The sequence below is a fragment of the Beijerinckia mobilis genome, from assembly GCF_000745425.1.
Classification (GTDB): domain Bacteria; phylum Pseudomonadota; class Alphaproteobacteria; order Rhizobiales; family Beijerinckiaceae; genus Beijerinckia; species Beijerinckia mobilis.
The window spans coordinates 1-14,910 of the sequence record NZ_JQJH01000001.1 but is presented as its reverse complement, the minus strand read 5'-3'; the positions used below and the strand labels follow the sequence as shown (position 1 = coordinate 14,910).

Here is a 14,910-nt window from a genome sequence, read left to right as displayed (position 1 = left end):
TGAGTACAAAATTTGTCGCGAGGCGGGCAAGGCCATTGACTGTTCCATGTAAATGGTACAAAAGAATATAGCTTACAGCGCCGGATGTATGTTGCGTTTCAAAATCACGCGTGGGTAAGTCTGTTTACACACATCTATAACATCTTCGAAAATCAATGGCTTGTCATCACCCTTGGGCGTTGTGAAATTCGTCCTTGGAGGGGGTGAGTCTTGTAGGCTTGAGTGTGCGGTCCCTCTAGGCTGGATAGGTAATCGCCTTTCGGGGCAATCTAACCTATTCTCATAAGTATAGAAACTAACGCTATAATATTGAATCGCTCAAGAACATGGGCGTTTCATGTTGATGGGTGACGAATATCAATCAATACGCATGGCTGTCTTTTGCGACGTCATGGGCGAAGGGTCGCACAACTTAAGTCCTTTGAGGCGTCATTCGGAGCGCTGATCAGAAGTATTCACCGTTTCACCCGAATTTTCGCCCTCCAACAAACTTTTCGCGGTGAATTACCAACCTGTGGCTTGCGGGCGACGGGCCACGATCGATTAGCAAACTATCTGCAAAGGATGAGCTATGCTCAATAGAAAAATGAAACATATTGTACCTGCCGCCGCCTCGGCTGCAATGTTGCTGTCCGCTGGCGCTGAAGCGGTTGCGACGACGACGATCAATCTCGCCGTAGCTTCGAATTTCTACGGAACGACGAGCGGATTCCCGACGACGAGTCCGATTGGTAATATTATTTCGTCTTTCGTCGCCGCTAATCCGTCTTATAGCGTCGTCGTGGTCCAAAATGGATCTTCTGGTTCGCTTGAGAGCCAGATCACCAGCAGCGGCAACAGCCTGAACGTCGATCTCTTCCTGTCGGCCGATACCGCCAAGCCTTTTGATCTCTATAATAATTATAACACGACGGTTGAGGGGATTCCATTTACCTACGCCATCGGGACGCTCGCATTCTGGAGCAATACGAATGGTGTCGATGCGTCGCAAGGATATTCGACTGGCGGCTATACCAGCGTGGCGGTCGCTGACCCGACAAAAGCGCCTTATGGCGAGGCGACTTTAGAGCTGCTGGAGAATCAATTCAGTACAACGACCTTCCCGGCGACTTTCGTCAGCTATACGAATATTGATGCCGTTTACAGCGCTGTCAGCACCGGGGCGGTTCCTGTTGGCTTTATCGCCGCGTCGGCCATTTGCAACAGCAAAAAGTTTCCAAATCCAGCGGGAACCTACCAGGCGGTTCGGTTATATCCGGCTATTGAATTTGTTTACTATAAAGGAACATCCTCAAGTCAAGGGTCAGTAAAGACAAATTATAATGCAATCCTGCAGGGTGCGGTCAGGGTAAATCGTTCGTCTACAGGTGGTGGAAGTTCGCCCACTTATCGAGATGCAGGCACGGAGGCCGCACTCACGGCCTTTGTCAATTATCTAACTTCTACATCAGTGACGGCAACGCTCTCAAAATACTGTTATATGGCACCATAAAATATCATGGGATAGGGGCTGCGGCACAATCCGGCTCCCTGCGCGGCTCTCGGATCCAACAAATATCTTATCAAGCCTATGCTGCTTTATGCAGCATAGGTATTTCGTGTTCAGGCTCAAAGTAACACTCATGGGTGACAGAACAATCGAAAATCTCATACGTCCTTCATGAGGTTAACGGCATTACCCCAACAGTGCCAAGCAATTCCCTTAAAGACTCAGCATGATCTCGTGCGAAGACACGCATCAATTGCATTTATTTTGTTCGATTATGCATTTTGTTTTAGCACAACCGTAGCTTGACGTTTTTTTGAACTATAGCTAAGGATATATCGATAAAATTTATGTATGAGTCTTAGCATATTGATTTATTTTGCCTTATTTTTTCTGGCAGAACGATTCACATAGCGCAAAGGACATCATCTTCTCCGTAATTTCAGAGGTTTGTCATGCGTCGCGCAAAGGCTGGGCTTGACCTCTTACCTTCCCGTATGGGTTGTTCAAATGTGTCGGTCTTCTCGAACCCAAAACGGGTTCTGGAGAGACGGCGTGCCTATCGCCCAGTCACTGCGATGACGGCGCTTGCCGCACTCATGGCCTTGCCTCGTCCCGCTTTCGCGGAACCACAGGGCGGGCAGGTTGTGGCCGGGCAGGCTGCCATTTCTACGGCCGGAAGCATTACAAACATCAATCAAGGGTCAGACAAGGCCATCATCAACTGGCAGAGTTTCTCCATCGGCCAGCATGAGACGGTCAATTTCCACCAGCCCTCCGCCAGCGCCGCCATTCTCAACCGTGTCACCGGTAACGAGCAAAGCGTCATTGCCGGTGCCCTCAATGCCAATGGTCAGGTCTTTCTGGTAAATCCTGCCGGTATTCTGTTCTCCTCGACGGCGCAGGTCAATGTCGGCGGCATCGTTGCCTCGACGCTGGATATTTCCAATAAGGATTTCATGGCCGGGAAATATACTTTCTCCGGCACTTCACAGGCCTCCGTCATCAATCAGGGGCATATCCACGCCCATTCGGGTGGCTATGTCGCGCTGCTCGGCAAGACGGTCGAAAATGACGGGGTGATCTCGGCAAAGCTCGGCACGGTGGCGATGGCCTCGGGCGAGAAGATCACGCTGAACTTCAACGGCGATTCGCTGATCGACGTGACCATCGACAAAGGCACGCTCGATGCCCTGGTGGCCAACAAAAGGGCGATCAAGGCCGATGGCGGCCGCGTAATCATGACCGCCAAGGCGGCGGATCAGGTGCTTTCAGCGCAGGTCAATAATACCGGTATCATCCAGGCCCGCACGCTGTCTGATCTCACGGGTGGCCATGGCAAGGCGTCCGGCACTGGCGGTTCCGTGCATGTCGGCACAATCAAGCTGCTCGCTCAGGGGGGCACGGTGAATGTCGCGGGCAAGCTCGACGCCTCGGCGCCCAAGGGCGGCAAGGGCGGCTCGATCGAGACCTCGGGCACCAAGGTTTTGGTCGCTTCCGACGCGCTCGTCACCACCAAATCCGCTTCGGGCCAGAATGGTTCATGGCTGATCGATCCGACCGATTTCACGATCAGCAATGGCGCGGCGGCTCAGACGTCCAGCGGCATCGGTGTGACGACGCTCGAGGCCAATCTCGCCAATAGTAACGTCACGATCGTCACTTCGAGCGACGGCACCGACAAGGGCGATATCAACATCAATGCGGCGCTCACCTGGGCTTCCGGCAACAGCCTGACGCTCGCTGCCTATAATGACGTCAACGTCAATGCAGCGGTCTCGTGGGCCTCCGGCACGCTGACGCTGAACGCGGGGGCCAATATTTACGTCAATGCCGTGATGAGCGCGACCGGAACGGCGAGCTTTGCCGCCAATTACGGCTATGCGATCGATGCCTCGGGCAATCCTACCGCGACGGCTACTACAGCCAGTTCAGATGGAATGCCCTATGGGATCTATACTTACCAAAGCACGGTCACACATGATTCTAGCGGTTACTCCAGTCAGACCTTCGACGGGAAGCTTAATTTTTCAAGCACCGGCGGTGTGACCCTCAATGGTGAAGCCTATCGGGTCATCAATAGCCTCGTGGATTTGATAGCCGTCAAGAAAAACCTGTCAGGTAATTATGTCCTCGGCAGTGATATCGCCGGCTTGACATCCGATGTCTGGAGTGGAGCGATTGGTGATTCGGCTCCATTCACGGGGAACTTCAATGGCATGGGCCATTTGATTTCAAATCTCAACACGAATGCGACGGGATTATTTGGGACGATCGGCTCAACAGCCGCGGTGGTCAATCTCGGCGTTACTAATGCGGGTATTGATCCGCTGGTAGGTGTGGATACGCCGGCGGTTGGTATTCTCGCCAATGTAAATTACGGCACGATCCTCAATAGCTTTTCTGGAGGCCGTGTCTCGACTGCTTATAATGCTGCACAAAATGCGTCGGTCGATTACGCAGGTGGCCTCGTCGGTGATAATTTCGGACTGATCGCGCAAAGCTATACATTGGCTAATGTTGACGTGACGAAGGTTGGTGGTGGTGTTGTAGGTATCAATGAAGAGAGTGGTAAAATCATCTATAGTTCCGCGCATGGCGGGAATAATACATATAATTATACCGAGACCATCTCCGCTCCCCTCGCTACTGGGGCTGACTATGTCGGAGGATTTGTGGGCATCAATAAAGGGACAATCAAATGGTCCTATGCCGCAAATCTGATCAGGTTGAGTGACACTACTTCAAAGGCTGGTGGTTTCGTCGGTCAGAACTCAGGTACCATTGATCAATCCTATGCCCGAAAAACAGATTACATAAATTTTAATTACGGTCCCTCTCTCGCCGGTTTTGTCTATGACAATCTGGCGGATGGAATAATTACAAACTCATATACAACGTCGTTAGCGCATTATACGTCAGGCACGCCCTCTACTGATGATCATTGGACAGCAGGTTTCGTCTATCAGAATGAAGGGACGATTGCCAATGTTTATACCGTCGTGTCGCCCTATAATCCAACTGGCAGTTATGGCTTCGCCTTTGCGAATAGCGGGACGATTACAAATGCTTATTGGTATGCTCAATTACTCGGTAAAACTGCTCCCACCCTTCCCGATAATTCGAATGCGGTAGAACTTACCGACGCGACCGCTGCGTCCTATTCTAGTTATGTGGGGTTTGACTCAAATATCTGGGGACCTGCAGTAAACAGCCAATATCCCATCTTGCGAAATATCCCGGTTTATTTCAGCAATCTGGGCAAAGAGCCAACATACGGTCAGGCGTCGTCCCTCGGCGACTTGAACGGTACGGTGCTCGGCCTTCAGGGTGCATGGCAAGATCCCGACACGACTCTCCAACTGAAATTGAACTCGACTGTCCTTGATGGCAGTTATATCGATGCCGGAGCTTATGCCGCATCGAGTATCGTGGCATCTTCATCCTATTCGAATCTCAAGGGTGTGTTGACGGTCGATCCGGCGCGATTGAAGATTTCAGGCTTGAGTGCGGCAGACAAGGTTTATGATGGCACCGCCACCGCGACGCTCAGCGGCGCGGCGAGTGTCAATGGTTTTGTCCGTAATGCGGATGGTTCGACCCAGAGCGTTATCCTTTCCGGTCTCGGAGGTCTTTTTTCCGATAAAAATGTTGGAACGAGCAAGAGTGTCTCACTGACATATACGCTTGCCGATGGCGACAATGGCGGCAAGGCGAGCAATTACGTCGTTGTTCCCGTTTCGTCCCTGACGGCCAGGATCACGGCGAAATCGATTACGGCTGCCATAAATGGTAATGACAAGGTCTATGACGGGTCGACAACCGCTACGCTCTCCTCAACTTTTTCCGGTCTTGTCACGGGCGACAATGTCGCCCTTGCCTATAAAGCTGCATTTAGTGACCGAAATGCTGGACAGAATAAAACCATTTCCGTTTCAGGGCTTGGCCTGACCGGCACAGATGCGAAAAATTATACGCTCACCTCGACGGTGTCATCCCTGACGGCATCGATTAATCCTCGGCCCGTCATCCTGTTCGGCACAAAGATGGCTGATGGCACCAGCACCATCGCCGGTAATGTCCTGACGGTGACCAATCTGGTCTATGGCGACCGTGTCAGGCTTGGCGGCACTGCGGGCCTCGCGAGTTCCGCCTCGGGAACTCAGGCCATCACCAATTTCAGCCGGTTGTCGCTGAATAACGCCAATTACACATTGGTCGGGGCCTCGGGAACAGTAGTGGTCGGCACGCAAAACCTAGTTGTCGACCATGTTGTCTCTGGCACTGTCTCCATTACGTCTTCGGGTCTGACAACGACGGTCGCGCAGACGACGGACAAGGCGATTATCGACTGGTCGCGGTTTTCGGTCGGCGCCACGGAATCCCTGACCTTCCAGCAGCCTGCCATGACTTCCGTAACATTGAACCGCGTCACGGGCAATGAGAAGAGTGTGATCGACGGTGCGCTCAACGCCAATGGCCGCATTTTCCTCATCAACAGTAACGGTATCCTGTTTTCCGCGACATCCAGCGTCAATGTCGGCGCGCTCGTGGCCAGCACGCTCAATATCAGCGACAGCGATTTCCTGAACGGCACTTATGTGTTCTCAGCTTCGGGCGGAACCGGATCTGTGGTTTCAAATGGCGATATCGTGATCGTCGAAGGCGGCTTTCTGGCGTTGGCGAGCGATCATGGCGTGACCAGCACTGGTGCCGCGACCGTGCCGGCGGGCAAGGCGGTGCTGGCGAGTGCCAGCAGTCTGACGCTGGCGCTCGACAAGGCCGATCCGGGCCTCACCAGCTATTCGGTTGGGACCTTGTCTGGTTCGGTGAATCTGGGCGGCAGCATCAGCCTGGCTGGAACAAACAATGTCGGCGGCCTTCTGGAGACAGCCGGCGTCAATGTCCAACTCACCTCGCCATCACTTGACAATGGCTCTGGCGGCCTGTGGTCCTGGACACAATCGGGCGCGCTCACCGTCGGCTCTGGTGGTGCCCTTGATGGCGCCAGCCTTTCCAGTCTTCTCGGCGTCACTGGCTTTACCTTTACCACACACAGTGGGGCAATTACCCTCAGCGATAGTTTGAACTGGGCATCCAATAATCAGTTGAACCTTAATGCCGCTGGGGACATTAAGATTAATGGCGCTATTACCGCCAGTGGCTCCAGGACGGCGCTGACCCTCAATGCCAGCGGCTCCATCTACATCAATAATGCCGTTCAGTTGAGCGGGGCCAATGCGCAACTCTCCATGGCCTATGGTGGAGATTATCACCTCTTGACGCCTGCGAGCTATAGCGGTGCGGTTCTCGATGCCGATGGCTATCCGGTGGCTCAGCAGGTGCCCACGAATGTGCAATATGCCAGCATAGACCTCAAGGGCAGCAATGCTGGCCTGACGATCAATGGTCAGGCCTATACGTTGATTAACAGTATGAGCGATTTGGTCGCAATCAATACGGCAGGAACCGGCTATTACGCTCTAGCGCAAAATCTGGATGCGTCAGGAACAAGCTATTCGAGGGCGGTGGTGAACAACCTCTATAGCGGCGTCCTGACGGGGCTTGGTCATACTGTGGCCAATCTGGTCATCAACGATACCGGTACCAATTCTGCTTCGGGTCTTATCGGCACGCTTGGTACAGCTAATGGTAGTACTGCTACTATTCGTGATATTGGAGTGACAAATATCAACATCACGACCAGTGATCAGTACAATGGTGGGTTAGTCGGAAATAATTACGGAATTATCGAAAACACCTATGTTACGGGTTCGATGACGAGCGCGGGCTCCATAAGCGGCGGATTGGTGGGGCTGAATTCCTACGGAATGATTAGATATTCCTATACCGATGTGGTAGTCAATTCGATTAATAAGGGAGCCAGCGCTACCGGCGGTTTGGTCGGCGACAATAATAATGGTACTATTACCAATTCCCATGCACTGGGTAATGTGTCTGGGGGTGATAGTGTAGGTGGTTTGGTCGGGTTAACGACTGGCGTCCCCGATCCGGATGTGGACGGCCTGAGTTCCTACGGCAGTATTTACGACTCTTATGCGAAGGGTAATGTCACCGCAACGGGTAGCGCTACCGGCGGTTTGGTGGGGTTGAACGATGGTGGCAATATTATCCGTTCTTTTGCCACTGGAAATGTTTATGGATCCGGAAGTAATGTTGGTGGCCTTATTGGTTACAACAGCGTGGAACAGTTAGGGAGACATCAAGGCGGTAATGTTATTGATTCCTATGCGACGGGAACGGTACGTGGTAATAGTATTGTTGGTGGTCTTATAGGTCAGGATGTCGCTGGTAATGTTTTCCAATCTTACTCCGCAGGTGATGTGATTGCCTCAAACAATGTTGGTGGATTTATAGGTGTTGTGATTGTGGCAAGCTCCGCTGTAGCGACGATTAGAGAATCGTCTTCAAGTGGGGACGTAATAGCCACTGGTACGGATCAATTCGGCTCTTCCATGGCTGGTGGATTCGTCGCTGGCAGTGACGGTGCGATTTTTCAAAATAACAGTTCTAGTGGAACTGTAACTGGTTCCGGTTATTACGTAGGTGCATTTGGCGGGTATATCTCTGGAGGTTCAATCTCCAATTCTACAGTCAATAATACTCTCCTTGGTAATGGATCTGGGCTTTTTGGGCATATTGATCTGGGTACGACTGTAACAAATGTGAGTTGGAACCCGGCTCCGACACCTCCTTCGCCAAATAACAATCCTCCATCCCAAGACAATAATGGGCAAAACTCCAACAACGGGTCTGACCCCGGAGACGGAACCAACAGCACTACCGGTAATAATGGAAAGTCTAGTGGAGGTAGTGACGGTGGTTCCTCGACCGTTGGTAATTCGTCCAACAGTGGTTCGAACACGGCGGGGAACACGAGCACGGGTGGCAGCAGCAGTTCGACCGGCGGTACTGATACTGGGTCCGGCGGCGGTGGTAATAGCGGTTCCTCGGCGGGAGGTAATTCGTCCAATAGCGGCTCGAACACGGCGGGGAACACGGGCACGGGTGGCAGCAGCAATTCGACCGGCGGTACCGATACTGCGTCCGGCGGCAGTGGTAACAGCGGTTCCTCGACCGGAGGCAATAGTGCGAACAGTGGCTCGAATACCGCAGGGAACACGAGTCCGACCAATCCGACGCAACCCTCGACACCGTCCAATCCGGCAAATACAGGGGATACATCCTCAGGCTCGTCCTCGGCTTCGACGCAACCTTCAACGCCAGTGACGCCGACCAATCCGACGCAGCCTTCGACGCCGACGAATCCGGTAGAAGCCCAGGTGGCCCCGACGCCGACAGTGGTGCAGACACAGAACCTGCTCTCGTTCACGCAGGCGATGCAGTCGATGGGTTCGGTGACGACGACCAATACCTCTCTGTCGGCGACCCAGTTTTCGGCGCCTGATCTCTCTGTAGCGGGGAGTATGGAAGTTACCTCAGAAGCTCGTGAGATCGAAGACAAGCTTCAAGTCACTGCGCCAGCGGCGGCGACGCCGGTGCCGCTGATCACCGTGCCCCGTCAGCGGCCCATTACGCAAATGGGTTCCTCCCATGCCGGTCATGGTGGGCAAAGCAGTGGCGGCGGTCGCAGCCGCGACGGCTACAGCCCCTCGATCCGCTCAATCGAGGTGGACGGCCAACGCTTCGACCTGCAAGGCAAAGTCAAAGACGAACCCAAGAACGAGCCCAAGATCACACCGACGCCCTGACCGGACATTGGCCAGGCTGGCGGACCTCATTGCCCCGCTGGCCATATTCCTCACGCTCCTTGCCGTCATTCCCACGCCGGCGCCTATAACAATCATGCCCCGAACGGGGTCCGCAGGTCTCCTCCCATGTCCTCCTGTTCACGGCGTCTTTGCCCAGTACTGTTCTCCCCGAAATGGTCGTCCGGTCGATCACTGGCCCCTGTTGCCACTTTTGCCGGTGCCTGTGCTCTCAACCTTGGTCCGAGCCTCACTGTCCTCTTGCTGGCGGCGGCAAATCCCTCTGCGGTGCATGCGCAGTCAGTACCGCAGGTGACGCCCGCGCAGATCCTTCCGCGTCTGCCCTATAATGTCGGTGATGCGGTGCGGCAGGCCAATGTCGCGCACCAGCCGCCGCTGGCGCAGCCGGCGGCGGTGCCGGTGCTGCCGCAGCTCGTCGAGCCGCAACTCAGCTTTCCCTCGAACGAGAAGCTGATGATCCGCCATATCGAGGTTCAGGGTGTGGATGCGGCGAGCGAGGAGGAGGTGCGGGCTCTGGTCGCCCCCTATGAAGGGCGCAAGCTGACGCTCGGCGAGATCTATGAGGCGGCGGACAAGATCACCACGCTCTACCGCGAACGCGGTTTCCTCGTCGCCAAGGCCTATGTGCCGGCCCAGGATGCCCGCAAGGGGACTTTGCGCATCAAGCTGGTGGCGGGCCGTTTCGGCCAGGTGAGTGTGAATAACCAGTCGCTGGTGCGCGAGGATTTCCTGAAGGATGTCATCGATACGGCGCTCGCGGACAATCCCAACATTCACAAGGCCGCGTTGGAACGGGCCATGCTGCTCGTCTCCGATCTTCCCGGCGCTGGCATGCCGCGTGTCGCCATTGCCCCCGGCCAGCAGCCGGAGACCTCCGATTTCGTGTTCTCGGTGCCGGAAGGGAAAAGGGTCGACGGCTATCTGCTCGGCGATAATGCCGGCTCGCGCTATACCGGCCGCGATCGTTTGAGCGGCGGCCTCAACATCAATTCGCTGCTTGGCTTCGGCGATCGTCTGTCGCTCTACGGCCTCATCTCGGCCGGCAAGGGGCTGATGAACGGGCGTGCGGCTTATTCCTTTCCCGTCGGCTATGATGGTCTGCGCGGCGAGATCGGCGCCTACAAGACCACCTATGTGCTTGGTGGCGTCTATACCGGGCTCGACGCAACGGGTGATGCCAGCGCCATCTATGCCACGCTCAGCTATGCCATCCTGCGATCACGCGAGGAAAGTCTTTATGTCTCGGGCACATTCACACACAAGAGCCTGGACGACAAGATTTTCGGCATCTCGACGGCGAATCGCGAGATCAATCTCGGCACCATCGCTTTGAACAACGAGACATTCGGCATGATCAACGGCATGCCACTCTCGACCAATGTGTCGCTTTCTTATACGGCGGGCTATGTCAATTTTCCCGATCCGGAACAGCTCCAGCAGAACCAGTCGACGATCAACACCGCTGGCCATTACGATCGTCTGAATCTCTATGCTAATGCGACTTTGGGGCTTGCGGAAAATTTGTCATTCCTCATGCAATTGCGCGCTCAGAAAGCCCTGAGCGGCAGCCTCGATACCAGCGAGCAGATGACGATGTCGGGCTTTTGGGGTGTGCGTTCCTATGACGAAGGGCTTTCAGCGGACAGCGGCTATCTGGTGACGCCGGAGTTCCGCCTCGCGCTGCCGCCGCTGCCGCAATATCAGCATTCGCTGGGCTTCTTCACAGACGTTGCCGGCGGCTGGCTGGAGAATGCATCCTATTCGACGGTGCAGCGGCGCTTTACCCAGATCAATGATATCGGGCTTGGCTATTACATGACCTACGAATATATGCCGGGCCGGTTCCTCACCGGCAAGGGGATCCTGGCGCATAGCTACGGCTCCAACGGTGGCCTCGCAAGCTACGACCGCGAGACCAAAGGCCTCGTCCAAATCGGCATCACCTTCTAAATGGAGCGACCATCATGCACATGGACTGGCTTGCCGACGTTATCGATTATGGTGTCATCGGCTTTCTTGCAGCCTTGAGCGTCATCGTCATCGCCGTTGCCTTCGAGCGGTTCTTCTATTTCCGTGCACTCGATACCGCACATTTTACCCATGGCAAGGCATTGGAGCTCGCCTTGAGCCAGCGGCTGATGATCGTCGCTTCGGTCGCCTCCAACGCACCCTATATTGGCCTCCTCGGCACCGTGCTCGGCATCATGCTGACTTTCTACAACATGAGCCTCGAGGGAGCCGCCGACACGACGAAGATCATGGTCGGTCTGGCGCTGGCCCTGAAATCCACGGCCGTCGGCCTTGTCGTCGCGCTTGTCTCCGTCGTCACCTACAATGCGCTTTTGCGCCGCGCCAAAGTGTTGATGCTCGAATGGGAGATCGCACACTCATGACGACAGAGAGCGGGAAGGGCGGCAGGGAGGGCGGATGCAATGGATGAAAAGCCGTTCGAGACCATGAATGTCATTCCCTTTGTCGACATCATGCTGGTCATGCTGGCGATTGTTTTGACAACGGCGAGCTTCATCACCACGGGGCGCTTGCCGGTCAATCTGCCCCAGGCCGCGCGCATGCCGGCTGAGCGGCATACGGACAGGATCATCGAACTCACGGCGGGTGGCGAGACGGCGTTCGATGGCAAGGCAACCAGCAAAGAAGAGCTGGCGGCAACACTTGCCGATCTCGCGCCGGATACGAGCTTTCTGATCCGCGCCGACAAATCGATCCCGCTGCAACAATTCATTGATGTTGCCGACCTCCTGAAACAGGCTCATTTCAGCAAAGTCGCCGTGCAGACGCAAGCGTCACGGTGAAGGAGGGCACATGTCAGCCGCTTCCAATGTGTTGCCTTATAGCCCGAGCCCCGATGAAGCCATAAAGCCACGCTTCACACTGGCGCATGGCTTCTGTTTGTCGCTGGCTCTCCATGCCGGAGTGCTTTCGGCCTTTTTCGCTCTTCCCCTGTTGCCAAATCTGATCGACAAGCCCGAGGAATCACTACTGGTTCTCGATCTGAACGGATTCGTCGGCGAGGATCAGGCGGAAGAGAAAATCATGCAGCAGCGGAAGGGTGATGCCGCGAGCGAAGCAAAAAGCGCGGTCGAGGCGGCGGAACCGGTTGGCAACAAGGCGGCGCAGACTCTTGTGGCTCCCGAGGCAAGTACAAATGGCGCAGCCACGTCGCAGGCCGCGCAGGATGCCTCGGCGGCACGGCCGTCCAGAATGGCAAGCCCCGACGTGCCTGTGGCCGATGAAGGAAGCCTGCCGCCGCCGCAAAGTGCACAGAAGGCGACACCCGAAAAAGCCGCAGCACAAAAGACCGGGGGGGCCGTACAGCCGAAACCGCAACCAGCGGCTTCCGGTGGGGGCCAAACGGCTGGCGCCGCTGGCTCGGCGAATGTGGTTGGCGGTGACGAAGAGCAAAGCGCCAGTACGGTCCAGGGTGACGCCGAGGGTAAGCAAAATAAGCTTCGTGATTATATCCGTATCTTGGGCAAGGAAGTGCGGCACCATCTGATCTACCCTAATGCCCCGCGCCAGTCCGGCCACCACACGGCCGCGACAGTAGCCTTCACCATTTTGCCGATGGGACAGATCCGCCCGGAAAGCCTGCGCATCGTGAAGAGTAGTGGCGAGCCTTCGCTCGACGCCTGCGCGCTTGCAACCATTCGCGCCAGTCTGCCTCTGCCACCGCCACCGCGAGAATTGCCTATCACAATGGAAGTCGCATTCGACCGTCGACGGTAAGCGTCACAAGATTTCGCTCTAATTCCCCCAACCTGGATGCGAGGCAGCCGTGCAAACGCATCGAGGCTCGCACCTGTTACAGGAAACCCCATGCAATACATACGTTCCTCCGCTTTCCTGGCGCTGCTCGCAGCCAGCGCGGCTACGGTGCCGGGCCTTGCCGCACCGGCCACGGGAACGCCAGCACCGCAGGCAGGAGACACCGAGGTCATCGGCCGCGCCGGCACGCAGGATGTTTCAACAGCCGATCTGCAAGCATACCTTGCTCTCCTGCCAGACGCTGATCGCGAGCGGCTTGCCAAAAACCCGGCTCAACTTGCACAGGCGGTGCGGGGCTATCTGGCTGACCGCGTCGTGCTTACAGAAGCAATCGGCTCCCATTTTGACCAGAAGCCGGAGATCAAGGCCAGACTCGATCAGGCCCGCAACAGCTTGCTGACCGAGCTTTATTTGCAGGCCGAAACAAAAATCCCGGACACCTATCCAACCGAAGCCGAAGTTCGCGCCCTTTATGATGCCAACAAGACGGCTCTCGTCGCTCCACGCCGATTCCTCCTGGCTCAGATCTTCATAGCCGCACCAAAAGATGGGAAGGACGAAAAAGCGAAAGAAGCGCAGGCTAGAACCACCCAACACGTCGATGAGGTGATGAAGAAATTGAAAACCAAGGGCGCCGACTTTGCCGCGATCGCCAAGGACATGTCGGATGCCAAAGCGGAGGCCGCCAAGGGCGGTGAGATCGGCTGGTTTGCTGAACCCCAGATCGTGCCTGAGATCCGCCAGGCGTTGACAGGCCTCGAGAAAGGCGCTGTCACCGCGCCCGTCCGGCTCAGTGACGGTTGGCATATCCTGCGTCTGGTCGATATGAAACCAGCCGGGACTGAACCCTTGCCCTTCGCTGAGGCCAAGGCACCCCTCGCTGCCGAAATGCGGCGTCAGAAACAGGCTGCCGAACGCCAAGCCTACATCACCAAGCTTCTGCAGGAGAAGCCCCCTGTCATCAACGAGCTGGTGCTCTCCAAGCTGGCTCCCGTCCTCAAATAGAAGGCGGGCTCTATCGCAACGGAATAAGAGATTCGGCTTTTTGCAAGAGTTCATTCGAGCATTCTTGCGGCAGGAAAAAAGAATGCCGAAAGCGGAATAAAATGCTAGCTGCCAATAGAAATAGAACCCGAATGGGTTAATCTATTTACTTCGGAGGTATGCAGGAGTCGAAGTGAAAGCCTTTGCTTCCACAAAGCGCTGGCACGCCTTTTCGAGTTTAAAGGGTGGGCTGGACAAAGTCTGGAAGAGTTTTACGCAAAGTCGTGCCGGTTTCCCACAGGTTCAGGCTGCGCTCTTTCTGACTCTCGCTGCGACTCTTTCTGCGACCCTTGCGGGATGCAATTCGGTCGGCGGTCCGGAGATTCCCTCGGCCTTCGATCAGGCGCACGGTCTTGGCGCGCAGGATCTCGCGGCCCGGTCCGGCACGCAGGAAGCCGGCGGTGCGTCCTCCGCTCTCGGGGCGACGCCAAGGCCGACGATCGTGCGCGGCAGTGTCGTCGGCAATGCCGAGGCGCAAGTCAGGGACGAGACCGCCGGCGACGCCGTGGCGGACCCTAATGGGTATCAGCTGAATTTCGAGAATGCCGACGCGGTCACCGTCGTCAAGACGATCCTTGGCGATGTTCTTCACACCAATTACGTCATCGATCCGCGCATCAACGGGCAGCTCAGCCTGACATCGTCACGGCCGGTTCCGCGCAAATATCTCGTGCGGTTGCTGGAATCGGCGCTGACCGGCATCAATGCGGTGGTTCTCAAGCAGAACGATCTCTACAAGGTCGTGCCCGCAGGCGATGCGACGACGCTGCAGAACGTGCATTATCATCACGATGCGGGTGAAGGCTATGGCGTCTCGGTCATCAGCGTCAAGAATGTGCCGGT

At 55.7% G+C, this 14,910-nt stretch carries 7 protein-coding genes and 1 pseudogene; all 8 read left to right on the top strand.

What is annotated here, in order from left to right; translation table 11 throughout:
* The first annotated feature begins 571 nt into the window (after nucleotides 1-571).
* On the top strand, nucleotides 572-1,492 hold the full coding sequence (gene modA / locus DL88_RS19115) for a molybdate ABC transporter substrate-binding protein (protein WP_051955405.1): 921 nt from the start codon (nucleotides 572-574) through the stop codon (nucleotides 1,490-1,492).
* A 449-nt stretch (nucleotides 1,493-1,941) separates the two neighbouring features.
* Nucleotides 1,942-9,219, top strand: a complete 7,278-nt coding sequence (locus DL88_RS00035; protein WP_084704682.1) for a two-partner secretion domain-containing protein — start codon at nucleotides 1,942-1,944, stop codon at nucleotides 9,217-9,219.
* A 126-nt stretch (nucleotides 9,220-9,345) separates the two neighbouring features.
* A complete protein-coding gene (locus tag DL88_RS00030) occupies nucleotides 9,346-11,187 on the top strand; it encodes a ShlB/FhaC/HecB family hemolysin secretion/activation protein (RefSeq protein WP_084704680.1) in 1,842 nt (613 codons plus the stop codon).
* A gap of 14 nt (nucleotides 11,188-11,201) precedes the next feature.
* A complete protein-coding gene (exbB, locus tag DL88_RS00025) occupies nucleotides 11,202-11,630 on the top strand; it encodes a TonB-system energizer ExbB (RefSeq protein ID WP_034990554.1) in 429 nt (142 codons plus the stop codon).
* 39 nt (nucleotides 11,631-11,669) lie between these two features.
* Entirely contained in the window at nucleotides 11,670-12,050 is a 381-nt protein-coding gene (locus tag DL88_RS00020) for an ExbD/TolR family protein (protein ID WP_034990553.1), read from the top strand.
* 10 nt (nucleotides 12,051-12,060) lie between these two features.
* Complete coding sequence (locus DL88_RS00015) at nucleotides 12,061-12,984, top strand: TonB family protein (protein WP_034990551.1); 924 nt, start codon at nucleotides 12,061-12,063, stop codon at nucleotides 12,982-12,984.
* A gap of 90 nt (nucleotides 12,985-13,074) precedes the next feature.
* Nucleotides 13,075-14,028 (top strand): peptidylprolyl isomerase, encoded by a 954-nt coding sequence (locus DL88_RS00010; protein ID WP_034990548.1) that lies wholly within the window; start codon nucleotides 13,075-13,077, stop codon nucleotides 14,026-14,028.
* Between the two features lie 172 nt (nucleotides 14,029-14,200).
* A pseudogene (locus DL88_RS00005) lies at nucleotides 14,201-14,910 on the top strand (hypothetical protein); the annotation flags it as partial.